General features: G+C 60.5%; 26 protein-coding genes. 15 read left to right on the forward strand and 11 right to left on the reverse strand.

What is annotated here, in order from left to right; all coding sequences use genetic code 11:
• Nucleotides 1-2: 2 nt before the first annotated feature.
• The 3 genes from IOD17_RS07385 to IOD17_RS07395 all read left to right on the forward strand — a co-directional run bounded on the left by IOD17_RS07385 (nt 3) and on the right by IOD17_RS07395 (nt 4,970).
• Nucleotides 3-782, forward strand: a complete 780-nt coding sequence (locus IOD17_RS07385; protein ID WP_233684541.1) for an ABC transporter permease — start codon at nt 3-5, stop codon at nt 780-782.
• A gap of 91 nt (nt 783-873) precedes the next feature.
• Complete coding sequence (locus tag IOD17_RS07390) at nt 874-1,905, forward strand: efflux RND transporter periplasmic adaptor subunit (protein WP_233684411.1); 1,032 nt, start codon at nt 874-876, stop codon at nt 1,903-1,905.
• Complete coding sequence (locus IOD17_RS07395; RefSeq protein WP_233684412.1) at nt 1,902-4,970, forward strand: efflux RND transporter permease subunit; 3,069 nt, start codon at nt 1,902-1,904, stop codon at nt 4,968-4,970. Before IOD17_RS07390 ends, IOD17_RS07395 begins: the two co-directional genes overlap by 4 nt.
• Before the next feature lie 164 nt (nt 4,971-5,134).
• On the opposite strand, the gene IOD17_RS07400 is transcribed toward IOD17_RS07395, so the two are convergent.
• Nucleotides 5,135-6,142 carry an NADP-dependent oxidoreductase gene (locus tag IOD17_RS07400; RefSeq protein WP_233684413.1) on the reverse strand — a complete coding sequence of 336 codons (1,008 nt, stop codon included), beginning with the start codon at nt 6,140-6,142 and terminating at the stop codon, nt 5,135-5,137.
• A 224-nt stretch (nt 6,143-6,366) separates the two neighbouring features.
• Here IOD17_RS07400 and IOD17_RS07405 point away from each other — a divergent pair, with 224 nt between their 5' ends.
• Nucleotides 6,367-7,128 carry an SDR family oxidoreductase gene (locus IOD17_RS07405; RefSeq protein WP_233684414.1) on the forward strand — a complete coding sequence of 254 codons (762 nt, stop codon included), beginning with the start codon at nt 6,367-6,369 and terminating at the stop codon, nt 7,126-7,128.
• 153 nt (nt 7,129-7,281) lie between these two features.
• Nucleotides 7,282-8,166, forward strand: a complete 885-nt coding sequence (locus tag IOD17_RS07410; RefSeq protein WP_233684415.1) for a bile acid:sodium symporter family protein — start codon at nt 7,282-7,284, stop codon at nt 8,164-8,166.
• Between the two features lie 61 nt (nt 8,167-8,227).
• Here the strand turns inward: IOD17_RS07410 and cysB are convergent, their stop codons facing one another.
• The 5 genes from cysB to IOD17_RS07435 all read right to left on the reverse strand — a co-directional run bounded on the left by cysB (nt 8,228) and on the right by IOD17_RS07435 (nt 12,207).
• Complete coding sequence (gene cysB / locus IOD17_RS07415) at nt 8,228-9,202, reverse strand: HTH-type transcriptional regulator CysB (protein ID WP_233684416.1); 975 nt, start codon at nt 9,200-9,202, stop codon at nt 8,228-8,230.
• Nucleotides 9,203-9,314: 112 nt separating this feature from the next.
• On the reverse strand, nt 9,315-9,815 hold the full coding sequence (locus IOD17_RS07420; RefSeq protein ID WP_233684417.1) for a universal stress protein: 501 nt from the start codon (nt 9,813-9,815) through the stop codon (nt 9,315-9,317).
• A gap of 143 nt (nt 9,816-9,958) precedes the next feature.
• Nucleotides 9,959-10,864: a 5'-nucleotidase gene (locus IOD17_RS07425; protein WP_233684418.1), complete on the reverse strand. Its 906-nt coding sequence runs from the start codon at nt 10,862-10,864 to the stop codon at nt 9,959-9,961.
• 9 nt (nt 10,865-10,873) lie between these two features.
• Nucleotides 10,874-11,821: a putative 2-dehydropantoate 2-reductase gene (locus tag IOD17_RS07430; protein ID WP_233684419.1), complete on the reverse strand. Its 948-nt coding sequence runs from the start codon at nt 11,819-11,821 to the stop codon at nt 10,874-10,876.
• The gene (locus IOD17_RS07435; RefSeq protein WP_233684542.1) at nt 11,821-12,207 is read right to left on the reverse strand and encodes a thioredoxin; all 387 of its coding nucleotides are present in this window, start codon (nt 12,205-12,207) and stop codon (nt 11,821-11,823) included. Before IOD17_RS07435 ends, IOD17_RS07430 begins: the two co-directional genes overlap by 1 nt.
• Here IOD17_RS07435 and IOD17_RS07440 point away from each other — a divergent pair.
• Nucleotides 12,206-12,625, forward strand: coding sequence for a PilZ domain-containing protein (locus tag IOD17_RS07440; RefSeq protein ID WP_233684420.1), 420 nt, complete (start codon nt 12,206-12,208; stop codon nt 12,623-12,625). The two genes, IOD17_RS07435 and IOD17_RS07440, sit on opposite strands and share 2 nt — an antisense overlap.
• Nucleotides 12,626-12,851: 226 nt before the next feature.
• A complete protein-coding gene (locus IOD17_RS07445; protein WP_233684421.1) occupies nt 12,852-13,928 on the forward strand; it encodes a 3-deoxy-7-phosphoheptulonate synthase in 1,077 nt (358 codons plus the stop codon).
• 192 nt (nt 13,929-14,120) lie between these two features.
• Here IOD17_RS07445 and IOD17_RS07450 read toward each other — a convergent pair whose 3' ends face one another.
• The 3 genes from IOD17_RS07450 to IOD17_RS07460 form a co-directional block, all read right to left on the reverse strand.
• Nucleotides 14,121-15,317 carry a benzoate/H(+) symporter BenE family transporter gene (locus tag IOD17_RS07450; protein ID WP_233684422.1) on the reverse strand — a complete coding sequence of 399 codons (1,197 nt, stop codon included), beginning with the start codon at nt 15,315-15,317 and terminating at the stop codon, nt 14,121-14,123.
• A complete protein-coding gene (locus IOD17_RS07455) occupies nt 15,317-15,928 on the reverse strand; it encodes a LysE family translocator (RefSeq protein WP_233684423.1) in 612 nt (203 codons plus the stop codon). Before IOD17_RS07455 ends, IOD17_RS07450 begins: the two co-directional genes overlap by 1 nt.
• Nucleotides 15,929-16,079: 151 nt before the next feature.
• Complete coding sequence (locus IOD17_RS07460) at nt 16,080-16,523, reverse strand: MarR family winged helix-turn-helix transcriptional regulator (RefSeq protein ID WP_233684424.1); 444 nt, start codon at nt 16,521-16,523, stop codon at nt 16,080-16,082.
• 111 nt (nt 16,524-16,634) lie between these two features.
• Between IOD17_RS07460 and IOD17_RS07465 the strand changes: the two genes are divergently transcribed.
• The 5 genes from IOD17_RS07465 (at nt 16,635) to tatA (ending at nt 22,339) form a co-directional block, all read left to right on the forward strand.
• The gene (locus IOD17_RS07465) at nt 16,635-17,792 is read left to right on the forward strand and encodes a PLP-dependent aminotransferase family protein (RefSeq protein ID WP_233684425.1); all 1,158 of its coding nucleotides are present in this window, start codon (nt 16,635-16,637) and stop codon (nt 17,790-17,792) included.
• A gap of 33 nt (nt 17,793-17,825) precedes the next feature.
• Nucleotides 17,826-18,428, forward strand: coding sequence for a glutathione S-transferase family protein (locus tag IOD17_RS07470; protein ID WP_233684426.1), 603 nt, complete (start codon nt 17,826-17,828; stop codon nt 18,426-18,428).
• Nucleotides 18,429-18,541: 113 nt separating this feature from the next.
• The gene (locus IOD17_RS07475; RefSeq protein ID WP_233684427.1) at nt 18,542-20,476 is read left to right on the forward strand and encodes a DEAD/DEAH box helicase; all 1,935 of its coding nucleotides are present in this window, start codon (nt 18,542-18,544) and stop codon (nt 20,474-20,476) included.
• A gap of 141 nt (nt 20,477-20,617) precedes the next feature.
• On the forward strand, nt 20,618-22,093 hold the full coding sequence (locus tag IOD17_RS07480; protein ID WP_233684428.1) for an inorganic phosphate transporter: 1,476 nt from the start codon (nt 20,618-20,620) through the stop codon (nt 22,091-22,093).
• A gap of 30 nt (nt 22,094-22,123) precedes the next feature.
• Nucleotides 22,124-22,339: a twin-arginine translocase TatA/TatE family subunit gene (gene tatA, locus IOD17_RS07485; protein ID WP_325175661.1), complete on the forward strand. Its 216-nt coding sequence runs from the start codon at nt 22,124-22,126 to the stop codon at nt 22,337-22,339.
• 81 nt (nt 22,340-22,420) lie between these two features.
• Here tatA and IOD17_RS07490 read toward each other — a convergent pair whose 3' ends face one another.
• Complete coding sequence (locus IOD17_RS07490) at nt 22,421-22,822, reverse strand: hypothetical protein (protein ID WP_233684429.1); 402 nt, start codon at nt 22,820-22,822, stop codon at nt 22,421-22,423.
• Nucleotides 22,823-22,936: 114 nt separating this feature from the next.
• Between IOD17_RS07490 and IOD17_RS07495 the strand changes: the two genes are divergently transcribed.
• Both IOD17_RS07495 and IOD17_RS07500 read left to right on the forward strand, forming a co-directional pair.
• The gene (locus IOD17_RS07495; protein WP_233684430.1) at nt 22,937-23,335 is read left to right on the forward strand and encodes a hypothetical protein; all 399 of its coding nucleotides are present in this window, start codon (nt 22,937-22,939) and stop codon (nt 23,333-23,335) included.
• Nucleotides 23,336-23,417: 82 nt separating this feature from the next.
• The gene (locus tag IOD17_RS07500; RefSeq protein ID WP_233684431.1) at nt 23,418-23,924 is read left to right on the forward strand and encodes a cupredoxin domain-containing protein; all 507 of its coding nucleotides are present in this window, start codon (nt 23,418-23,420) and stop codon (nt 23,922-23,924) included.
• Between the two features lie 73 nt (nt 23,925-23,997).
• On the opposite strand, the gene IOD17_RS07505 is transcribed toward IOD17_RS07500, so the two are convergent.
• Nucleotides 23,998-24,369 carry a glutaredoxin family protein gene (locus IOD17_RS07505; protein ID WP_233684432.1) on the reverse strand — a complete coding sequence of 124 codons (372 nt, stop codon included), beginning with the start codon at nt 24,367-24,369 and terminating at the stop codon, nt 23,998-24,000.
• Nucleotides 24,370-24,492: 123 nt separating this feature from the next.
• Between IOD17_RS07505 and IOD17_RS07510 the strand changes: the two genes are divergently transcribed.
• A complete protein-coding gene (locus IOD17_RS07510; protein ID WP_233684433.1) occupies nt 24,493-24,729 on the forward strand; it encodes a DUF3820 family protein in 237 nt (78 codons plus the stop codon).
• Nucleotides 24,730-24,846 lie beyond the last annotated feature (117 nt).

The following is a 24,846-nucleotide window of genomic DNA, read 5'->3' on the forward strand; positions in this document are numbered from 1 at the left end:
ATCTGAACTCCGAATTCACCGCCAACATGGTGGCGCTTCGCACCATCGTTTACCGCGAAATTCGCCGCTTTACTCGCATCTGGCCACAGACCCTGCTGCCGCCGGCGATCACCATGGTTCTGTACTTCGTGATCTTCGGCAACCTGATCGGCAGCCAGATCGGCGACATGGGTGGCTTCACCTATATGGAGTACATCGTGCCGGGGCTGATCATGATGTCGGTGATCACCAACTCTTACGGCAACGTGGTGTCGAGCTTCTTTGGCAGCAAGTTTCAGCGCTCCGTTGAGGAGTTGATGGTGTCGCCGGTATCGCCGCACATCATCCTCACCGGCTATGTGATCGGTGGTGTGCTGCGCGGCCTGGCAGTGGGGCTGATCGTCACCGTGCTGTCGCTGTTCTTCACTCACCTGCAGGTGCACCACCTCGGTGTGACCGTGCTGGTGGTGCTACTGACCGCGACCATCTTCTCCCTCGGCGGTTTTATTAACGCCGTGTATGCGCGCAACTTCGATGATATTTCGATCATCCCGACCTTTGTGCTGACGCCGTTGACCTACCTGGGCGGGGTGTTCTATTCGATCAGCCTGCTGCCACAGTTCTGGCAAACGGTGTCGCTGGCCAACCCGGTGCTGCATATGGTCAACGCTTTCCGCTATGGCATTCTTGGCGTTTCCGACATCCGCATCGGCGTGGCCATCGCCTTTATGCTGGTCGCCACCGCTGTGCTGTATGGCGTGTGCATCCGCTTGCTGGTCAGCGGTCGGGGCATGCGCCAGTAACCGGGCAGCCAACATCGGGAAACATTTTTAACGGCTGATCTGTGCGGCTCGGCCGTTAGACTCAGCCTCTACAAAGAATTAGGGGTTGTATATGTTTGCCCGCACACCTGCTCTGCTCGGTACAGCTGTTCTGTTGTGTTCGCTCATCAGTGGGCAGGTGCAGGCCAATGAAGGACCACTGGTCGAGGTGGTCAAACCCGAGCGCAGCCTGGTGCGTGATGAACTGGTGACCTTCGGTTCGCTGCGCCCCGACGAGTCGGTGATGATCCGCCCGGAAATCGCCGGGCGCGTGGCGCAACTGCATTTTCGCGAAGGCCAGCGGGTTGCCGTCGGTGAGTTGCTGGTCAGCCTGGATGATTCAATTGCCCGCGCCGAACTGGCCCAGGCACGGGCCAATCTGAACCTCGCGGAAAAGAATTTCGAACGTGCGCAGATGCTGTTCAAGCGCGGTGCCAGCAACGCTCAGGCGCTGGATGAAGCCAGCGCCCAGCAACAGGCCTCGCGCGCCAGCCTGGCATTGTCCCAGGCGCGCCTGGACAAGACGCGCATTGTTGCCCCTTACGATGGTGTGTTGGGCTTGCGCGCCGTCAGCCCCGGCGATTACCTCAGCGAAGGTCAGGACATCGTCAACCTGGAGGTGCTCGATCCGCTCAAGGTGGATTTCCGCATTCCGCAGAAGGCCGTCAGCCAGATCCGCCTTAAGCAGGTCATCGAGATCAGCCTGGATGCCTACCCGGGTGAGCGCTTCAAGGGCGAGATCTTCGCCATCAACCCGCGTCTGGACGAAGCTGGGCGCAGCCAGGCGATCCGCGCCAACCTCAACAACAGTGAAGGCCGCTTGAGCCCCGGGCAGTTCGTGCGCGTCTCGGTGATCCTCGCCGAGCGGCCGAATGCCCTGGTAATCCCGGAAGAAGCCATCATGCCGGTGGGTGAGCGCCTGCTGGTCAACCTGGTGGTGGCGGGCAAGGTCGAGTTGCGTGAGGTCAAGTTGGGCAAGCGTCTGACCGGCAAGGTCGAGGTGCTGGAAGGTCTGCAGGGCGATGAAACCCTGATCAGCGCCGGTTGGCAGAAGGTTCGTGCTGACATGCCGGTGCGCACCAAGGTGGCGGAGCAGCGCTCATGACCCTGTCGGATATCTGCATCCGCCGGCCGGTATTTGCCACGGTCCTCTCGCTGATTGTGGTGCTGCTCGGTTTGATGGCTTACGACCGCCTTGCCGTACGCGAGTACCCGAATATCGATGTGCCGATTGTCACGGTCAACGTCACCTATCCCGGCGCCAGCCCGGAGATCATGGAATCCCAGGTCGCCCAGCCGATCGAGGATGTGCTGTCGGGTATCGACGGGCTGGATTTCGTCAGCTCCATCAGCCGCTCGGAAAACACCCAGATCACCGCGCAGTTCCGCCTGGGCAGCAACTCCGATGAAGCCGCCAACGATGTCCGCGACCGCCTGGGGCGTGTGCGTGGCCTGCTGCCGGATGAAATCGCCGAGCCCATCGTGCAGAAGGTCGAAGCCGACGCCCAACCGGTGATCTGGATCGCCTTCTACAGCGAACGCTACAGCGCCATGGAGATCACCGATGTGCTGGAGCGGGTGATCAAGGATCGCTTGCAGACCATCCCCGGCGTTTCCGAAGTGCAGATTCGCGGCGCGCGTACCTTTGCCATGCGCATTTGGCTGGATCCGGAAAAGCTCGCTGCGCACAACCTCACCGTGCAGGACGTGGAAGACGCTCTGCGCCGGCAGAACGTCGAGATTCCGGCCGGGCGCATTGAATCGCAGCAGCGCGAATTCACCGTGCTCTCGGAAACCGACATGAACACCCCGGAGCAGTTCAACCAACTGATCCTTGATGATTCACGCGGTTACCTGCTGCGCCTGGCGGATGTGGGCTATGCCGAAATCGGTGCGCAGGATGAGCGCAGCATCGTGCGTTACAAAGGCAAGCCGGCGGTGTCGATGGGCATGATCAAACAGGCCACTGCCAACCCGCTGGACATCTCCGATGGCCTGGCGGCGGCCATGCCCGACGTGCGTGCGCTGCTGCCCGATGGCATGGAAATGGCGGTGGCCAACGACAACTCGCAGTTTATTCGCGAGTCGATCGACAACGTGTTTATCACCATCTGGGAAGCGGTGGGGCTGGTCATCCTGATCATCTTCATCTTCCTGCGTTCGTTGCGCGCCACCATCATCCCGCTGGTGACCATCCCGGTGTCGCTGATCGGCGCGTTTGCCCTGATGAGCCTGATGGGTTTCACCATCAACACCCTGACCCTGCTGGCCATGGTACTGGCCATCGGTCTGGTGGTGGACGATGCCATCGTCATGTTGGAGAACATCCACCGGCATATCGAAGAAGGCATGGCCCCGGTGCAGGCGGCGCTCAAGGGCAGCCGCGAGATTGCCTTTGCGGTGATCGCCATGACCCTGACCCTGGCCGCCGTGTTTGCCCCCATCGGCTTTATGCAGGGCACCACAGGCAAGCTGTTTACCGAGTTTGCCTGGACCCTGGCCGGCGCGGTGCTGGTGTCCGGTTTTGTCGCCCTGACCCTGACGCCGATGATGTGCGCACTGCTGCTCAAGCCGCATCAAGCCGGCGAGCGGCACAACCGCGTGTACAACCTGATCGAAAACTTCCTCAACGGCCTGACCTACAGCTACAAACACCTGCTGACCAAGGCGCTGAACCTCTGGGTGCTGGTGGTCGGTCTGTTGGTACTGACCATCGTGGCCTGCGTGCTGCTGTTTGCCGGGCTCAAATCGGAGCTGGCACCCACCGAAGACACCGGTACCATCATCGGCGTGTTCAATGGCCCGGATGGCGCCACCATCAACTACACCGGGCGCTATGCCCGTGAAGTCGAGGCGGCCTACGCGAGTATCCCCGAGACCAATCGCTACATGGTGATTGCCGGCTTCCCCACGGTGGCTCAGGGCATTTCCTTTATGAAGCTGGAAGACTGGGCCGACCGTTCGCGCAGCCAGTTCGAAATTCGCAATGAGCTGCTGCCCAAGTTGCAGGACATCGCCGGCATTCGCGCCTTTCCGGTCAACCGGCCGCCCCTGGGGCAGAGCGCGCGTAACCAGCCGGTGAACTTCGTGATCCGCTCCTCCATGGAGTACAGCGAGTTGCAGAGTTATGTCGATGAGCTGCTTAACGCGCTGCGCGATTACCCGGGCCTGGAAAGCCTGGACAGTGATCTCAAGCTCAACGCACCGCAGCTCAAGGTCGCGGTTAACCGCGAACAGGCCGTAGCCGTGGGCACTGATGTGGCCACCATCGGCCGCAGCCTGGAAAGCCTGTTCGGCAGCCGCCAGGTGACGCGCTTCAAGCAGAACGGTGAGCAGTACGACGTGCTGGTGCAGTTGCAAGGCGTCGACCGTAGTAACCCGCAGGATCTCGACCGCGTGTATGTGCGTGGACGTGACGACAGCATGGTGCAGCTGTCCAACCTGATCGAGGTGCGCGAGACTGTGGCGCCGCGCGAGCTTAACCACTTCAACCAGCTGCGTGCGGTGACGGTGAGCGCCAACGTCGGCTCTGGCTACACCTTGGGTGAGGCCTTGGCGCATCTGGAGGCGACGGCGCGCACGGTGTTCCCGGCGGAGACGCAGTACGACTACACCGGCACGTCGCGAGACTTCAAGGAGTCCAGTGCGGGCATTGCACTGATCTTCGCGCTGGCTTTGGCGTTTATCTTCCTGGTGCTGGCGGCGCAGTTTGAAAGCTTTACTGACCCGCTGATCATCCTGTTCAGTGTGCCGCTGTCGATGGCCGGGGCCTTGCTGGCGCTGACGTTATTCGGCGGCACGTTGAACATCTACTCGCAGATCGGTCTGGTGACGCTGATCGGCCTGATTACCAAGCACGGCATCCTGATCGTCGAGTTTGCCAACGTGCTGCTGCGTCAGGGCCATGAACTGCGCGGTGCGGTAATTGAGGCGTCGGTGCAGCGTCTGCGGCCGATTCTGATGACCACCGGGGCGATGGTGTTGGGTTCGGTGCCGTTGGCAATTGCCACCGGAGCCGGTGCGGAGAGCCGGCAGCAGATTGGTATGGTGATTGTCGGCGGCCTGTTGGTAGGCACCTTCTTCACCCTGTTTGTGATCCCGACCCTGTACATGCTGCTGCGCCGCTGGCGGCCGATTAAACAGGAAAGTGAGGAAGTGGCGGTTGCGTAGGATGGGTTAGGCGCTTGGTCTGATCTTGAACTGTCGAGATTCTTGTCGCGCCGTAACCCATCATGGCAATGGCAGCCAATATCGCACTGATGGGTGACGCCGCCCGGGCAATGCGCTCTTGCCTTGTCATCACCTAGGCGGCTAACCCATCCTACGGGAGGGTGTTACTCGACCTTAAGCACCAGCTTGCCGAAGTTCTCGCCGCTGAACAGCTTGAGCAAGGTTTCCGGGAAGGTCGTCAGGCCGCTGACGATATCTTCCTTGGACTTCAGCTTGCCGCTGGCCAGCCAGCCGCCCATCTCAGCAGCCGCTTCGGCAAAGCGCGGGGCGTAGGTCATCACCACCATGCCTTCCATGCGTGCACTGTTGACCAGCAGGTTGAGGTAGTTGGCCGGACCTTTGACCGCCTGTTTGTTGTTGTACTGGCTGATCGCCCCGCAGATCACCACCCGTGCCTTGAAGGCCAGGCGGGTGAGCACGGCGTCGAGAATGTCGCCGCCGACGTTATCGAAATACACGTCCACCCCTTTGGGGCACTCGCGCTTGAGGCCGGCGATCACGTCTTCGTTCTTGTAGTCGATGGCGCCATCGAAGCCCAGTTCATCGATCAGGAACTTGCACTTGTCCGCACCACCGGCAATGCCGACCACGCGGCAACCCTTGAGCTTGGCGATCTGCCCGGCCACGCTGCCGACCGCGCCGGCGGCGCCGGAAATCACCACGGTTTCACCGGCTTGCGGCGCGCCGACATCGAGCAGGGCGAAGTAGGCGGTCATGCCGGTCATGCCCAGTGCCGACAGATACAGCGGCAGCGGCGCGCGCTTGGGGTCGACCTTGTAGAAACCCTTGGGCTCACCGAGGAAGTAATCCTGTACGCCCAGTGCACCATTTACATGATCACCGACGGCAAAGTCCGGGTGCTGCGAGGCGATTACTTCACCGACGCCGAGGGCGCGCATCACTTCACCGATACCGACCGGTGGGATGTAGGACTTGGCGTCGTTCATCCAGCCACGCATGGCCGGGTCCAGCGACAGGTAGGCGTTCTTCACCAGTATTTGGCCGGGACCGGGTTCACCGACGCTGGTTTCCACATAGCTGAAGGTCTCGCGGCTGGGCAGGCCGACCGGGCGTTGGGCAAGCAGGAACTGGCGGTTGAGTGGGGTAGTCATGGCAGGTACTCACTGAACGGAAAGCCTGTTGATAGCCCGTGCTGATCAGTGGGGCAAGGTTTGCCCGTGGGCCGAATGCTTGTAAATCCATTCGAGTGATAGCTGTGCTGGGGTGTTAATCACTCATTTCGATGGGGCTATCACCAGCAGTTTGATAGTGCTGCCTTGCTACGCAGCAGCTGATTAGACTCGACGCAGTTTCTAATCCTTGCGAGGACACGCAGATGAGCTTGAGCTTTTCCGGCCGGGTTGCCCTGGTCACCGGTGGTGCTGCTGGTATTGGTCGTGCCACGGCACTGGCATTCGCCAACGAAGGCCTGCAGGTGGTGGTGTCCGACGTCGATGTCGAAGGTGGCGAAGCGACCGTGGCGCTGATCCGTGAAGCCGGCGGTGATGCGCTGTTCGTGCGCTGCGACGTGACCCGCGATGCCGAGGTCAAGGTGCTGATGGAGCGTACGCTGGGCGCCTATGGCCGTCTGGACTACGCCTTCAACAACGCCGGCATCGAGATCGAGAAGGGCAAGCTGGCCGAAGGCAGCGAAAGCGAGTTCGACGCCATCATGGGCGTCAACGTCAAAGGCGTGTGGCTGTGCATGAAGCACCAGATCCCGCTGCTGCTGGCCCAAGGCGGTGGTGCCATCGTCAACACCGCGTCGGTGGCTGGTCTGGGCGCGGCACCGAAGATGAGCATCTATGCCGCGTCCAAGCATGCGGTGATCGGCCTGACCAAATCGGCGGCGGTCGAGTATGCGAAGAAGAAGGTGCGGGTCAACGCGGTGTGCCCGGCGGTGATCGACACCGACATGTTCCGCCGCGCCTATGAAGCCGACCCGAAGAAGGGCGAGTTCGCAGCTGCCATGCACCCGGTCGGGCGCATCGGCAAGGTCGAGGAAATCGCCGCTGCCGTGCTGTACCTGTGCTGCGATAACGCAGCGTTCACCACTGGCCAGGCACTGGCGGTGGATGGTGGGGCGACCGCGATCTGACGCTTAGCGGGTTGCGATAAAAAAGGTGCCCATGTGGCACCTTTTTACATATGGGGCCTCCCAGCCTGGACGATTGGCCGCTAAAGTCACTGCGAACGCCATCACGCTCTCGCCAGAATCGTCGCGCTGTCCCGATCCCGGAGTAGAACAATAATGACTGCTGACCCGTTACTGACCCTGTTTCTTCCCATTGCCCTGGGCATCATCATGCTCGGCCTGGGTCTGTCGCTGACCCTGGCCGATTTCGCGCGGGTGGTGAAATTCCCTAAACCAGTGCTGATTGGCCTGGCTTGCCAGCTGTTGCTGCTGCCGCTGGTGTGCTTCTTTCTGGCCAAGGCGTTCGGCTTGGCTCCGGCGCTGGCGGTTGGCCTGATGCTGCTGGCCGCTTCACCAGGCGGCACCACGGCCAACCTGTACAGTCATCTGGCGCATGGCGATGTGGCGCTGAATATCACCCTGACGGCGGTCAATTCGGTGATTGCCGTGCTGACCATGCCGCTGATCGTCAACCTGTCGCTGGCTTATTTCATGGACGGTGATCAGGCGCTACCGCTGCAGTTCACCAAGGTGGTGCAGGTGTTTGTCATCGTCCTTGGTCCGGTGGCCATCGGCATTTGGCTGCGCAGCCGCTTCCCAGGTTTTGCCGCGCGTATGGAAAAGCCGGTGAAGATCATCTCCGCGCTGTTTCTGTTGATCATCATCCTTCTGGCGGTGGTCAAGGACTGGCAGACCTTCGTCGATTACGCGCCTCTGGTAGGCGGTGCGGCGCTGGCCTTCAACCTGATCAGCCTGGCGGTGGGCTACTGGGTGCCGCGTCTGTGCAAGCTCAGCTTGCGTCAATCGATTGCTATTGGCATGGAGATCGGCATTCACAACGGCACCCTGGCGATTGCCTTGGCACTCAGCCCGATGCTGCTGAACAACGCGACCATGTCGATCCCCGCAGCGATCTACAGCATCATCATGTTCTTTACCGCAGCTGCCTTCGGCTGGTGGGTCAACTTCGTCCATGGCAAAGAGTTGAAAGCCACCGAATAGATATGGCCGAGCATGAAAAAGCCCGTCACTTGGACGGGCTTTTTCATGCCTGCTGATTGGCTCAGTGCAGCGGCAGTTCAACGCCTTCGAACAGCTCTTCCAGCTCGACCTTGCTGTGGCACTGTACGGCCTTGGCCATAACGTCGCGGGTCAGGTGCGGGGCGAATTTCTCGATAAAGTCGCACATAAAACCGCGCAGGAAGGTGCCGCGGCGGAAGCCGATCTTGGTCACGCTGGCCTCGAACAGGTCGCCGGCATCCAGCACCACCAGGTCCGGGTCGAGTTTGGGGTCGATCGCCATCTTGGCCACGATGCCAACACCCAGGCCCAGGCGCACGTAAGTCTTGATCACGTCGGCGTCGGCAGCGGTGAACACCACTTTCGGCGTCAGGCCGCGATGGCTGAAGGCTTCGTCGAGTTTCGAACGGCCGGTAAAACCGAAGGTGTAGGTGACGATTTCATGCTCGGCCAGGGCTTCCAGGGTCAGCTTCGGTAGCTTGGTCAGTGGGTGGCCCTGGGGCACGATCACGCAACGGTTCCAGCGGTAGCAGGGCATCATGATCAGGTCGTTGAACAGTTCCAGGCCTTCAGTGGCGATGGCGAAATCCACGGTGCCATCGGCGGCCATTTCGGAAATCTGTGTCGGTGTGCCCTGGTGCATGTGCAGAGCTACGTCCGGGTACTGTTTGATAAAGGCGCTGATCACTGGCGGCAGGGCGTAGCGCGCCTGGGTGTGAGTGGTGGCAATCGACAGGGTGCCTTTTTTCTCGTTGGAGAATTCCTGGGCAATCTGCTTGATGCTTTCAACCTTGCGCAGAATCTCGCCAGCGGTGTTGATGATACGTTCGCCGGCTGGAGTGATGCGGGTCAGGTGCTTGCCGCTGCGGGCAAAGACTTCCACGCCCAGTTCGTCTTCCAGCAGGCGTATCTGTTTGCTGATGCCGGGCTGCGAGGTGTAGAGGCTTTGTGCGGTGGCAGATACGTTGAGGTCGTGATGCGCGACTTCCCAGATGTAGCGCAGTTGTTGGAGCTTCATAAAAATCCCTCAAAGCAAAAAGACGGCCGTTCAGGTTACCGGCGTTTTATATAACCATAATGATGATTAAAGCATTAAATCTAGACCAAATATCTAAAAAGACCGCCTTTATTCAAAGTTCTCCACGACTACGGTGTTGCAGCATCGGCACCAGGTACACCGGCACTTCGGAAAGCTGCACCAGGCGCGAAGCCGTCCGTCCCAGGGGAATGTCCATATCGGTACCGTGGCTGTGGCTACCTAGGACCAGCAGATCCACGCCGAGTTGCTGCGCTTCATCGAGGATTACCAACGGTGGATCACCCTGGACCACGCGTACTGCCTTGATCAGATCCAGGTCATGCAGCGCTTCGCCGATCTCATCGCGAAAGCCCTCCAGCACTCGCTGTTCGATGCTGGCCATCACGGTACTCAGGCCGTTGGTGCGCAGCTCCTTGAGCCGCTCTTCATCCAGGTAGGTTTGCAGCACCGATTCGGCAAACAGACCCATGGGCTCCACCGCGTGCACCACATACAGGCTGGCATTGAAAGAGCGGGTCAACGCCAGAGCGTGTTGCAGGATGTAGGGGGCATACAGACCCAGATCAGTGGCATACAGAATCGAGCGAATCATTCGGCCTCCTTGACTGCCTGACTGGCGGGCCTGATCTGAGCTTAGCAGTGCCATCGGCAAGTCAAAGAAACCACAGGTTTTGAGGACGAATGGTTATATAGGTATAGGGGGAAGAGGGCGCTGATGGCCCTCATGCGTAGGAATTAGAGTTGTGGTTCGTTACTGATGCCGTGCGGTACGTGACCGGTGGCGACCACTTCGCGGGCTTTTTCGCAGTGCCCGGCCTGGTCGTCGAAGAACACATCGGCGCCGAAGGTTTCCAGAATCGCGGCTTTTTCCAGGCCGCCGAGGAAGAACGACTCATCCAGACGAATGTTCCACTCGCGCAGGGTGCGGATCACCCGCTCATGGGCTGGCGCCGAGCGCGCGGTGACCAGTGCCGTGCGAATCGGGCACTGCTCTTCCGGGAACTCCTGTTGCAGGCGGTGCAGGGCGGCGAGGAACGGCTTGAATGGGCCGCCGCCGAGCAGCTCACGGGCTGACTGCCGTTCGTGGCTCTGGAAGGCTTCCAGGCCGGCCTGTTGATAGACCCGCTCGGATTCATCGGAAAACAGCACGGCGTCACCGTCGAAGGCGATGCGCAGCTCGTTGCTTGCCGCCCGGCGTGCGCCACCGGAGAGGATGGTCGCCGCACCGAAACCGGCACGCAGCGCGCTGCGCACATCTTCGGCGTGAGTGGAGAGAAACAGGTGGCAGCCGAAGGCGGCCAGATACGGATCGGGGCTGCGTCCACCGACAAAGGCTGCGCGGGAGATGCCCAGGCCGTAGTGCTGGATCGAGTTGAAGGCGCGCAGGCCGGTGTCAGCACTGTTGCGCGAGACCAGAATCACTTCAACGCGCTGCTGCTTGAGGGTGGTGTTGATCTGCAGCAGCTTCTCCACCAGGGGAAAGGCATCGCCAGGGGGGAGGATTTCGTCCTCATGCTCGATCTGGTATTGGCGATAGGCCTCGACGCCCTGGCTTTCATAAACCTGGTGGCTGTCGCGCAGATCGAACAGCGCCCGCGAGGAAATCGCCAGCACCAGTTTGTCGCCTAATCCCTTGCTCATGACGGTGTCCTATTGCGCGCGTTGTTCGAGAAAACGCAGGGTCTGATACAGCATCTCGGTGCGCGGCATGGCGTAACCGGCTTGGGCCGCAGCGGCCAGTGGTGCGGCATAGATGGCGTGCAGTTCCAGCGGGCGTTGCAGGGCGAAGTCGTGGTACATGCTCGGCAGGTAGTCCGGCATATGGTCGGTGGCGGCGAGCAACTTGCCGGCAAAGCCTGCGGGCAGCTGATAGCCGCAGGCACCGGCGGCATCCACCACTTCCTGCATGATTGCCTCGATCAGCGCGCGGCTGTCGGCGTTGCCCATTAGCGCCGTGGTGGCGCTGTTGAGCAGCACCGCCAGGCCGTTGTAGGGCACGTTCCACACCAGCTTTTGCCAGCGCGCCTGGTTCAGTTCGGCCATGGCGGTGGAGTCCAGCCCGGCAGCCTGGAACAGTGCACAGCCTTGTTCGAGGATCTGCTGACGGCCCTCGGCATCGCTCGTCGGGCCGGAGTGATAGCCCAGGTTGACGTTGCCCAGCGCCTGATGTTCGACCACTCCTGGTGCACTGCGATGCGCGCAGATATAGCAGAGGCCGCCCAGCAGGTGCAGCGAGTCCGGCAGCAGCGGGCGCAGTTCGTCTTCCACGGCCAGACCATTCTGCATCAGCACCACTTTGGCGCCCGGTGCGGCTGCCTGGCTGATCAGCGGCGCCAGTTCGGCGTTGCTGGTGGTCTTGGCGCCGATCAGCAGCCAGTCGCATGGCGGCATGTCGCTGACCGACTGATACGCCTGCACGTTATCCAGGTGCAGGCTGCCATGCACAGTACTGTTGACCTGCAGGCCCTGACTGGCGACAGCGGCGAATTCACTGCGCAGCAGAAAGTGCACATCAAAACCGGCGCGGGCCAGCATCAGGCCATAAAAACCGCCAATTGCGCCGGAGCCGAGAATGCCGATACGGGGTGTTGCAGTCATCAGGGAAGTTCCTCTGCAGGGCGCGACAGGGCAGTGTCCAGCGCCTGGGTGAGTTCGGCGCTGTGCAGGCGGCTGTGCAGTGCGCCATAAAATTGGCCATCACGTACGGCAAACAGGGCCGGTAGATGGAATACCTCGTAACGTGCCACTAAACCGCCATTGTTGGCCGCATCGACCCAGGCCAGGCGCTGCACGGGCAGCGGCAGTTTGCCCAGTTCACGGCGCGCCCAACGGCAACTGGCACAACCTATGCTGGTAAATATCAGCAGTGAAGTGCCGGGCAAGTCGAGTAGATGGCGATCTGCATCTAAATCGGTCAGTTCCAGCTCAGTCACTATACTGCCCAATGTGGTATCAGATTGATGGCATCCGAGGTAGTCATAGATGCGTCACTTTCTGCGTCATCCCAGTGATATGCCGGTTGAATTGGTGCTGCGTAAACAGGCGTTCGTGCCCAAGCAGCGGCTCAACAATATCAGCCTCGGCGGTGTGGCTTGCAACTCCAACCGCGCTTTTCGCCGTGGCACAGCCATCGAGTTGCGTATTCCGCTGTTTGGCGAGCATGCGCGTTACCCTGGGCTGGTGGCCTGGTGTCGCAAGCAGGAGGACAAGTACCTGGTCGGTATTGCCTTTGTTGATGAAGACACCCTGTTTCGCGCGCGCATGGTCGAGCAGGTCTGCCAGATTGAACATTACCGTCATCAACGTGAGCAGGAGCTGGGCTGCAGTCTGCCGATTGAAACGGTGGCGCAGGAATGGATCAGCCAGCATGCCGCCGAGTTCTCCCGCGCCAGCCTGAATTAGTGATTGCCCGCCTGCAGGTCGCGGAAAAACCTGGGCGAGGCGGTTTTTAACGCGATATTGCCAACGCAGGTAGTCTTTCGGCGACCTACCAAGCCCATTGTCGAGCCAGGCCTTTACGCGCTAAGGTTCGGCTTCCCCGCTGTGCTCATATTGCTGTGCTCCGCCACACGGGGATCGCTGGCGGCCGGCACCCGTGACCTGATGACTCTGACTGATGAATAGCACGATGGCTGATTTACCGATTGATGACCTGAACGTTGCCTCCAACGAAACCCTGATCACCCCCGCACAGCTCAAGCGTGAAATTCCGCTGACCGAAGCTGCCCTGCGCACGGTTGCCAGTGGTCGTGAGGTGATCCGCAATATTCTCGATGGCAAGGATCATCGTCTGTTCGTGGTGGTGGGTCCCTGCTCGATCCATGACATCAAAGCTGCCCACGAGTATGCCGGGCGCCTCAAGGCACTGGCTGCTGAGCTGTCGGATAGCCTGTATCTGGTCATGCGGGTGTATTTCGAGAAGCCGCGTACCACCGTTGGCTGGAAAGGGTTGATCAACGACCCGTTCATGGACGACTCGTTCAAGATTCAGGACGGCTTGCACATCGGTCGTCAGCTGTTGCGTGATCTGGCTGAAATGGACTTGCCGACTGCCACAGAAGCCCTGGACCCGATTTCCCCGCAATACCTGCAGGACCTGATCAGCTGGTCGGCCATTGGCGCACGTACCACCGAGTCGCAAACCCACCGTGAGATGGCCTCGGGTCTTTCCTCGGCTGTGGGCTTCAAGAACGGCACTGACGGTGGCCTGACCGTGGCGATCAACGCCCTGCAGTCGGTCTCCAGCCCGCACCGTTTTCTCGGCATCAACCAGGAAGGTGGCGTGTCCATCGTCACCACCAAAGGCAATGCCTACGGTCACGTGGTGCTGCGCGGTGGCAACGGCAAGCCGAACTACGACTCGGTGAGTGTTGCCGTTTGTGAGCAGGAACTGACCAAAGCCGGCATCCGCCCGAACATCATGGTCGATTGCAGCCACGCCAACTCCAACAAGGACCCGGCCCTGCAACCGCTGGTGATGGATAACGTCGCCAACCAGATCCTCGAAGGTAACCAGTCGATTGTCGGCCTGATGGTGGAAAGCCACTTGGGCTGGGGCAATCAGTCGATTCCCAAGGACCTCAGCCAGCTCAAATACGGCGTGTCCATCACCGATGCCTGCATCGATTGGGAAAGCACCGAGAAAACCCTGCGCGGCATGCATGCCAAGCTCAAGGATGTGCTGCCGAAACGTCAGCGCGGCTGATTACAACGGCTGCAATAAAAACGGGCTTATGCGTTATGCATAAGCCCGTTTTTTATGACCTGCCATCCATGGCAGTCACCCTTCGGGCCGTCACTCCGCGACGTTAAAAATCGTTCCAGACGATTTTTTATTGCCTGCTATGCAGTTAGCCCTCAACTCTTAGGGCGGGTTGAGCGCAGCGATACCCATCACTCAATCGTCCCGCTTGCCCCAGTTGAGAATCGCCAGGGTCAGCAGCCCCGCAACAATCCCCCAGAACGCCGACCCCACCGAGAACAGGGTCATGCCCGAGGCGGTGACGAGAAAGGTGATCAGCGCCGCTTCGCGCTCTTTCGGCTCGCTCATGGCTTGCGTCAGGCCGCCAATGATCGAGGCGAACAGGGCGAGGGCGGCGATGGATAGGATCAGCGCTTTCGGCAACGCGGCAAACAGCGCGGCCAAGGTGGCACCGAAGATGCCGGCGATGCCATAGAACACCCCGCACCAGATGGCGGCGGTATAGCGTTTTTTCGGGTCTTCGTGGGCTTCCGGGCCGGCGCAGATCGCTGCGCTGATGGCCGCCATATGAATGCCATGGCTGCCGAACGGCGCCAGTAGCATCGACGTCAGGCCGGTGGCGCTCAGCAGTGGGCTGGCCGGCACGTCATAACCGTTGGCGCGCAGCACGGCCATGCCCGGCAGGTTCTGCGAGGCCATGGCAACGATAAACAGTGGGATGCCGATACTGATGATTGCCGCCAGGGAGAAGCTCGGGGTGGTCCATTCCGGCACCGCCAGTTGCAGCTCGAAATGCTCGAAGTTGAGCAGGCCGAAAATCGCAGCCAGTACGCTGCCGACGATCAAGGCGGCGAGCACGGCGTAGCGCGGCAGCAGGCGTTTGCCCAGCAGGTAGGCGATCAGCATGGCCACTACCAGCAGCGGCTGTTGCTCGGCCGCGTTGCAGATTTCCAGGCCGATCTTGAACAGCACGCCGGCCAACAACGCGGCGGCGATAGAGGCGGGGATACGGCGCATCAGGCGGTCGAAGGTGCCGGTCAAACCGATCAGCACAATCAGTGCCGAAGCGAAGATATAGGCACCAATCGCCTCGCTATAGGGCACGCCGGGCAGGCTGGTGATCAGCAGGGCGGCACCAGGGGTGGACCAGGCGATCATGATCGGCGCGCGGTAGCGCAGCGACAGGCCGATGCAGCAGATTGCCATGCCAATCGACAATGCCCAGATCCACGAGGAAATCTGCCCGTTGGTCAGACCTGCAGCCTGGCCAGCCTGGAACATCAGCACCAGCGAGCTGGTGTAGCCGGTAAGCATGGCGATAAAGCCGGCGACTACCGCCGAGGTCGAGGTGTCGGCCAATGGCCGTAAGCGGGTTTGCGGTAGATCGTGCATCAGAGCAATCCAGTGTCGGCAAAGATGGGATACAGCGAGGCGACCAGCAGCAGGGCCATGCCGATATTGAAGATACGCAGCGCTCGGGCGTTACTCAGCCAGTTGCGCAGCAGGCTGCCCGCGACCGTCCACAGACCGACGCTGGGGCAGTTGACCAGGGCGAACAGCGCGGCGATCAGCAGCACGTTGACCACAAAGTTTTCCTGCGGGGTGTAGGTGGTAATGGCGCCGATGGCCATGATCCAGGCTTTCGGGTTGACCCACTGAAAGGCCGCCGCCTGCAGAAAGGTAAAGGGTTTACCCACGGACTTGCCGCCATCCTGTGGTGCTCCGGAGCCGGCAATCTTCCAGGCCAGGTACAGCAGGTAGGCCGCGCCCAGGTAGCGCAGCACGCTGTGCAGCAGCGGTACTTGCTCGAACAACTGGCCCAGGCCGAGACCGACCGAGGCCACCAGCAACATAAAACCCAGGCTGATGCCGAACATATGCGGCAGGCTGCGACGCAGGCCGAAATTCACCCCGCTGGCCAGCAGCATCATATTGTTCGGCCCCGGCGTAACCGAGGTGACAAAGGCGAAGGCGATAAAGGCGAGCAGCAGTTCGGTGGTCATGGCGCAGGCTCATAGCACTTATTGGGGCAGTACTGATCAGCCTAGGGGCAGATGCCCAGAGCGTCGCGGTACAGCGATGCAGGCAATGGGCGGTACAGTTTCAGGCAGCTTGTTTGTGGCGTCAGTACAGTTTTATACCGGGAGTGCTCTCTCAGCTTTCACTGGCGCTGTTATGCAGGGTTTGGTTGACCTGCAACCAGCCGCTGACGGCGGTTTCCCCGGCTTCACTGAATGCCCGCTGCAGCAGCTTGGCTTGCTCACGGCGCAGGGCCTGTTCCAGCTTGGCGCCTTCAGCCGTAAAGCCGAGCAGTCGTTTGCGCTTGTCGTCTTCAGCGGCAAGGCTCTGCACCAGGTTCATTTCCAGCAATTGGCGCAGGGGAGTGTTCAGCGCCTGCTTGCTGACGCCCAGGTAGCCGAGCAGTTCTTTCATGCTCAGCCCTGGGTACTTGGCGATAAAGAACAGAATGCGGTGATGCACCCGTGACAGGCCGCGGCGCGCCAGCATCTCATCGGCCTTGGCGGTAAACGCCTGGTAGCCGAAGAAGAAGGCTTCCATGGCCGTCTGCTGAGTGGTTGTGCTCTTGAGGTCAAGCATTAAGGTCAAGCCTATTGACGTATTCGGGTTGATCGTCGTAGTTTCAGGCAAACAGAATTTCGGTCAAACAGTTTGACCTATTTTTATTTGCCTTTGCTACCGGTGATATCCATGGCCTTCTCCGAACGTGTTGCCCGCCTGAAAAGCTCCCTGATCCGTGAAATCCTCGCCGCGGCGCAGCGTCCGGAAGTCATGTCCTTTGCTGGCGGGTTGCCGGCCGAACCCATGTTGCCGAAGGTCGAATGGGCCGATATGCCGGCGAGCATGGGTCAGTACGGCATGAGCGAAGGCGAGCCGGCGCTGCGTGAGGCGATTGCCGCCGAGGCTCGCGCTCTGGGCGTACCCTGCGAGGCCAGCCAGGTATTGATCGTCAGCGGTTCGCAGCAGACGTTGGACTTGGCCAGCAAACTGTTTATCGATCCGGGTACCGAAGTGCTGCTCGAGGCGCCGACCTACCTGGCCGCGCTACAGGCCTTCCAGCTGTTCGGCGCTGATTGCATCGCCGTGCCGCAGGAAGCCGACGGCCCGCAGATCGACGCTTTGCGCCAACGTCTGCAGAACCACAAACCGGCCTTTGCCTATCTGATCCCGACCTTTCAGAACCCATCGGCGGTGCGTTACAGCGAAGCCAAGCGCGACGCCGTGGCGGCGCTGCTGGATGAGTTCGGCGTGACCCTGATTGAAGATGAGCCATATCGCGAGCTGGTATTCGATGATGGCAGTGCCACGCCGATTGTCAGCCGTCTGCAAAAGGCCAGCTGGATTTACACCGGCACGGTGTCGAAAACCCTGCTGCCTGGCCTGCGCGTCGGCTACCTGATTGCGACGAAGGACTTGTTCCCTTACCTGTTGCGCCTCAAACAGTCGGCGGACCTGCACACCAACCGCATCGGTCAGTGGCAGGCGCTGCAGTGGCTGGGCAGCGAGAAATACCGTGGCCACCTGGCCGAGCTGCGCGACTTCTACCGTATCCGCCGTGATGCCATGCAGGCGGTGCTGGAAGAACATTTCAGCGACCTGGCCGACTGGCAGGTACCCCAGGGCGGTCTGTTCTTCTGGCTGACCCTCAAGCAGCCGCTGGACACTCGCACGCTGCTGGCGCCGGCGCTGGCGCAGAACGTGGCGTTTATGCCGGGTGAGCCGTTCTTTATCGACCCGGACGCCAACCCTGGCCATTTGCGGCTTAACTTCAGCCACGTCGCACCGGAGCGCCTGAACGAAGGTCTCAAGCGTCTGGCCGAGGTGATTCGTCAGGCGCAAGCAAGCTAATCCACGCGGTCAAGCAGATTGGAGGAGGGCGATATGTACAAGGTTTATGGCGATTACCGCTCGGGCAACTGCTACAAGGTCAAGCTGATGCTGCACCTGCTGGATCAGCCCTATCAGTGGAGCCCGATCGATATCCTCAAGGGCGAGACCCAGAGCGATGCCTTTCTGGCCAAGAATCCCAACGGCAAGATCCCGGTGCTGGAGCTGGACGACGGCACCTGTCTGTGGGAATCCAATGCCATCCTCAACTTCCTCGCCGACGGCAGCGCGTTTCTGCCCAGCGAGCCGCGCCTGCGCACTCAGGTGCTGCAGTGGCAGTTTTTCGAGCAGTACAGCCATGAGCCTTATGTCGCGGTGGCGCGCTTTATTCAGCTCTATCAGGGCCTGCCTGAAGCGCGCCGTAGCGAGTATGAGGAGTGCCATGTGCGCGGTCACAAGGCACTCAAGGTGATGGAGAAGCAGCTGCAGCGCACGCCCTATCTGGTTGGCGAGAACTTCTCGATTGCCGATATCGCCCTGTACGCCTACACCCACGTGGCGGGCGAAGGCGATTTCGACCTGGCCCCATACCCGGCCATCCGAACCTGGCTGGCGCGGGTTGCCAGTCATCCGCGCTATATCGGCATGCTCGATTGATAACCGCCGGGTGAACTGAGCGGTGAGAGGCCTGCGCGTTCTCACCGCTCAGTCGCCAGCTCGCCGTAAAAAGCACTTATCATTCAACGATCTATCTTCTGTCTGGGTCGCGAATGCCAACTGCTGTTCAGCGTTACAAGCGGCTGTTGTCTGCCGCTCTGGCGCGTTACTTCCCCCATACCACAGCCTATCTGCGTGCCGAGCGTGAAGCGGCTGCGCCGTTAAAAAAACCTGCACCACGGGCCAAAAAAGCGCCTGCCAAGGGCCAATCGGCTAGCGCGAAGCCGCCGGCTAAACCGCGCCGCGCTGCCAGTAAACCCAGCACTCAAGGTATTGACGGGCCGGCCATGCTGACGGTCGAAGCCGCGCAAGCTCGGGCCATGCGCGAGCAGGTGGCGCGGGCGGTGACGGCTGGGTTGCTTAGCGCGCCATCGGCTGAGCAGTGGGCGATGATCCTCAGCAATCATCCGCTGACACGCATCTTCGCCGGGGCAGGTTCGGGCAAGTCCACCACGCTGGTGCTGCGGGTGGTGTTTATGTTCTGTCACCTGGGCATCAAGCCCGAGCAACTGACGGTGATTTCCTTTACCAATGCGTCCTGCGCCGAACTGCGCGAACAGCTGCTCAAGGTGTTGGGCTTCTTCAACTATCCCTTCGATGCCGTGCAGGCGCGCCAGTGCGTGCGCACTTTCCACTCGGCCATGGGCAGTGTGGCCAAGAGTGCGCTGGGTAATCCGCGTTGGTTCGAACAGCTGGATGATCCGCGGGCGGCGAGTCGTGAACTGGATAACCCGCTCAGCGCCGGACGCTTGCGCCCAGCCCAGCAACGCCTACTGAAACAGGCTTACCAGCAATGCTATGCCGAGCAGCCGGTTTTTCGTCAGCAGGTGCACAGCCTGTTGCAACTGCCGATGCCGCCGCTTGAGAGGGGGCGTCAGGCTAAGGCCCCACTGGATCCGTACCGGCTGGCGGGCGAGTTCAGCGCTGCGCCGTTGTATGAGGCCTTTTATGCCCAGGCCGAGTTTGCCGAGAGCATTGGCATTGAGCTGTCGGCTTTGCAGCCGCAGAACGTTGAGACTGCAGCGCCGGTACGCGGGTTTCTTGAGGCATTGCGGCTGTTCTGGCCGTACTTCGAGCGCGCTTTGCAGGCGCAGGGTTTGATGACGTTTAACGGTGCCTTTGCTGAGCTGACGGCGCGGCTTAATGCCGACGGGAAAAGTGTTGCGCCAGAGCTGCTGGCGCCATTTAGCCATCTGCTGATCGACGAATTTCAGGACATCTCGCCGCAGATCGTGCAGTGGTTGCAGGCCGTGCAGTGTTGCCTGGCCGGGCAGGGTGCAGCCGTCAGCCTGATGGCCATCGGCGATGACTGGCAGTCGATCTACGGCTGGCGCGGCAGCTCGCCGCAGCTGTTTATCGACTTCGACCGGCACTTTCCCGGTAAAGGCAAAGCCAAACGCAGCGCCGTGCTGACCCTGGCCAACAACTACCGTTCGATTGAGCCGATTATCCGTGACGCTGAAGCGCTGCTCGGCGACGTGCAGCACAAACAGGCGAAGGCCAGCCAGGCGATCAAAGCTACCCAGCCAGGTGATCATGGCGTGCGCCTGATCCAGCGCTTCGACAGCAAGGCACGCCTGCCGGAGCTGCTCAAGCAGATCCGCGAACAATGCGCCTACGCCGCCGCGCGCAACAGCCGTGAGCGCAATGCGGTGCTGCTGCTTAGTCGGCGCAACGAACCGCTGCAGGCCATTATCGCGCAGCTGGACAAGAAACTGCCGGTCAAGGCCTACACCATCCATCGCGCCAAGGGCTTGCAGGCCGAAGTGGCGATCATCCTTGATGAGTGCCAACCGCCCGAGTCGCACCCGCTGCGCAATGCGCTGTATGCCTGTTCGGGATTCTTCAGCAACAGCTACGACCAGGCTATGCAGGATGAAAGCCTGCGCCTGGCCTATGTGGCGATCACCCGTGGCGTCAGTCGGGTGTTCTGGTACTGCCAGAAGACCCAGGGTGCAACGCGTATTCTGGCGGCGCGCGGGCGTTAGCGTCGAGCTGGCAGGCCTGTGTGTGGGGGCTCTAGCTGGCTGACTGCACCGATGAGTGGCATGCAAGTATCTGTGGGCGGGCTACTGCTTTTCTTTGGCGCATTTGTGACAATGCGCGCCCCTAATCCAGAGTGCTCTTGCATGCTCTCGCTTTTCTCAGGCCTGGACACGTGGCTGATTGTCAGCCTGGTACTTGCACTTACCTTTGTGCTGGCATTTGAATTCATCAACGGTTTCCACGACACCGCCAACGCTGTGGCCACCGTGATCTACACCAAGGCGATGACGCCGAATCTGGCGGTGTTCTCCTCCGGAGTGTTCAATTTTCTGGGCGTGCTGTTGGGCGGTGTAGGCGTGGCCTATGCCATCGTCCACCTGCTGCCGGTTGAGCTGCTGATCAATGTGGATACCGGGCAGGGCTTGGCCATGGTGTTCTCGCTGTTGGCCGCTGCCATTTTGTGGAACCTCGGTACCTGGTACCTGGGCATCCCGGCATCCAGCTCGCACACCCTGATCGGCTCGATCCTGGGCGTGGGGCTGGCCAATGCGCTGCTCACTGAAATCACTGTCGCGGAAGGGGTGAACTGGCAGAAAGCGACTGACATCGGCCTGTCTCTGCTGCTTTCGCCGATCGCCGGCTTTGCCGTCGCCGGGTTGTTGCTGATTGGCCTGAAACTGTGGAAGCCGCAGTCGACCATGCACACCTCACCCGAGCAGCGTGCCGAAGAGAAAGGCAAGAAGCATCCGCCGTTCTGGAACCGTCTGGTGCTGGTGTCCTCTGCCATGGGTGTGAGCTTTGTGCACGGCTCCAACGATGGTCAGAAAGGTATTGGCCTGATCATGCTGGTGCTGATCGGTATCGTGCCGGCGCAGTTTGCCCTGGACCTCAACAGTACTACCTACGAGATCGCCCGTACTCGCGATGCGGCCACCCACCTGGGTGAGTTCTACCAGCGCAACGCCGACTCGTTGTCGGAGTACCTGGCGCTGGGCAAGAACAATCGCACCGAGCTGCCGAAGGTCTACCGCTGTGATCCGAAGCAGACCGAAGCGACCCTGGTTGCGTTGCTGAAAACGCTGGAAGGGGTGCGTAACTACACTGAAGTGCCGGATGCAGCGCGTATTGATATGCGCCGCTACCTGTTGTGCCTGGATGACGCGGCTCGCAAGGTTGGCAAACTCGACCTGTTGGACAGCCGCGAAAAAAGCGACCTGGAAAAACTGCGCAAAGACCTGACCGCCACCACGGAATATGTGCCTTTCTGGGTGGTGATCGCTGTGGCCCTGGCGCTTGGTCTGGGTACCATGGTGGGCTGGAAGCGCGTGGTACTGACTGTTGGCGAGAAGATTGGCCGTGGTGGCATGACCTATGCCCAGGGCATGAGTGCTCAGGTGACGGCGGCCGTGGCGATTGGCTTGGCGAACGTCTTCAGTCTGCCGGTGTCGACCACCCATGTGCTGTCTTCAGGGGTTGCCGGTACCATGGTGGCCAACCGCAGCGGTCTGCAGGCCGGCACGGTGCGCAATATTCTGCTGGCCTGGGCGCTGACGCTGCCCATCTCGATGACGCTGGCAGCTGGTTTGTACCTGTTGGTTAACTTCATCTTCATCAACTGAGTCGCTCGCGGAGCGCAACGGAGCAGAAAGATGGGCGTGTTTGATATCAAACATTGGTTGGTCCTGCTGGTCGTTGTAGTGCTGGTGTTCGGCACCAAGCGTCTGAAAAATGCCGGGTCCGATCTCGGTGAGGCGATCCGCTCGTTCCGCAAGGCTGTGCGCACTGAGGATGAGGCGGTCGAGGCTACTGCTGCAGCGAAAGCTGAACCGGTTGCCGCAACCAGTGTGAGTCAGCAGCAGCGCTGATCACTACTGCACATTCCATTGAAACGACAACGGCCATGATCGCGCGATCATGGCCGTTGTCGTTTCAGGCGTCGTATGGCGTCAGGTGTCACGCAGCAGGTCATTGGCGTTGAGCAGGCTGTAGGCGATTTCCGGGCGTTTCTCCAGGGCGCGACGGATAGCCGTGGGGATCGATTGACGGGTTTTGCGGCACAGCCCTGGCAACTCATCGATCTGAATGGCAATACCGCGCATGCTGCGCACCTCATTGAAACCTGGGGCAACCGCGACGCGCACACCGAGCTGCTCGTAGATGCGCCGCTGCATCTTCTCCAGATCCGCCAGACTCTCGAGGTTTTCCAGGCGCTCGAGCAGGCGTTTTTCCTCCGTGCGGGTTAGCAACAGGATGCGTACGTCGCTGCTGGCGCTCTGCAACAGCTGCTCGCGCCCGCAATCGCAGGCACCGGGTGGGCAGGGTTGACGCAAGGATGGAGGGTTGCTCATGGGCTCCGATCATAGCCAGCTGCGAGCGGTTTTGCCCATGCTTGGGTGTGGACAAAATGCGTATTGCGCGGATAATCCGCCAGCACCGCCATTGCTGAAAATAGCCCTGTTGCCATGCGCGTTTTGCGAATTGCCCTGATCTGTCTGCTGATGCTCGCTCTCCCTGCGCAGAGTATGGCGGCTATCAGCATGCAGTTATGCGCGGTTACCCAGCAGTGCGGGGCGTCGGCCCAGGTTGACTCGCAGATGGCGGCGCATCATCCGGCTGCGTCTGCCAAGGCCTCGGCCCACGGTGTGCATCACGCCAGCGACATCTCCAACACCTCCATATCTGCTGCCGATAGCAGTCTGTGCAGCCTCTGCGCTTTTTGTGTCGGCGCGGTGGCCCTGAGCCATGTGCGGGTCAGCAGCGCTGTGCCACAAGCGGCAGAGCCCTCTCTGGCGCGGCTGGATCAATTTATCGGCTTTATCAGCGAACCCCTCGAACGTCCCCCGCGGTTATTTCTCGTCTGAACAGTGTGTTGCTGTGTGCTGCCAGCGCTCTGGTGCGTCTGGCCCGCAGCGTTTATTCAGTTTCTAATTCGAGAACCTAACCATGAGTGCATCTTCAAACATCTTCGCATTGCTGTTGAGTGTGGGCCTTCTGTTGGCCAGCGCTACTGCTCTTGCCGCTGGCGAACATCAGGGCGGGCATCACGCGGCGGCGTCGACCCAGCAGAAAACCTGGGGGATTGCCGGTGATTCGCAGCGGGTCAGCCGTACCATCGAAATCAGCATGAACGATCAGATGCGTTTCAGCCCTGACCAGCTTGAAGTCAAACAGGGCGAAACCATCCGCTTTATCCATCGCAATGAGGGGCAGGTCATGCACGAGTTTGTGCTCGGTACCCAGGCTGAGTTGCAGGAGCATGCTGCGATGATGGCGCAGTCAGCGGGTATGCCAATGCAGCATGACTCCCCGGACATGACCCATGTCGCACCGGGGCAGCGCGAGGAGCTTGTCTGGACCTTTAACCAGGTCGGTGAGTTCGACTTTGCCTGCCTGATTCCCGGCCACTACCAGGCTGGTATGGTCGGCAAGGTGCGGGTGTTGGCCAACTGACTGCATGGCTGGCTCGTCAGCCGGGTACTAAAACAACCGGGGCCGCTATCGCTATGCGACCCCGGTTGCTTGTTCAGACAGCAGCGAAGCGCTCGTTGAGATAAGCAATGATCGCTTTGGACTCGTACAGCCAGGTGCTCTGGCCGTTTTCTTCGATGCGCAGGCACGGCACCTTGATCTTGCCGCCTTGTTGTTCCAGCTCGCTGCGCGCCTGGGCGTCGTTCTTGGCGTCGTGCAGGGCCACCGGCACATTCAGCTTGTGCAGGGTGCGGCGGGTTTTTACGCAGAACGGGCAGGCGTGGAACTGGTACAGCGCCAGGCCCGCGGCGCTTTGCTCGACCGCAGCCTGCGCTTCTGGGGTACGTTTGAGCTTGGCCGGACGGCTGATCCAGTCGAGGAAGATGATCAACTGGCCGAGGCCAATGCGCAGTGCCTTGATAATCATGCGAGGGCAAACCTTGGGTCGATAAACAGGGGCGCGCAGCTTACCCGAGTTTTTCCGCCTTGGCCCGACCCTGGGCCGAACGGCATAATCCGTGTCCGATTTTCTGCCTCCGGCGAGCCTGCGATGAAACCTGAAGACCTGTTATTGCTGGTGACCTGTGAGATGCCGTTCGGCAAATACAAAGGCCGTATGCTCGCCGATCTGCCGGGTAACTACCTCAACTGGTTTGCCCGCGAAGGTTTCCCTCAGGGAGAGATCGGTCGGCTGCTGGCGTTGATGCAGGAGATTGATCACAACGGCTTGTCGGGCCTGCTCGACCCACTGCGAACCAAGCCGCGGGTGCTGTTCAAGGGCCAGTAGGCATTTCACTGCGCAATAAAAAACCGGCTTATGGCCGGTTTTTTATTGCGCGCCGTCCATGGCCGCAGCATGTGTCGCGCGAGGCGACGGTAAACAGTGCTTCTGGCAATTTGCATT

This window comes from Pseudomonas anguilliseptica, from assembly GCF_021375795.1.
Taxonomy (GTDB): Bacteria; Pseudomonadota; Gammaproteobacteria; order Pseudomonadales; family Pseudomonadaceae; genus Aquipseudomonas; species Aquipseudomonas anguilliseptica_A.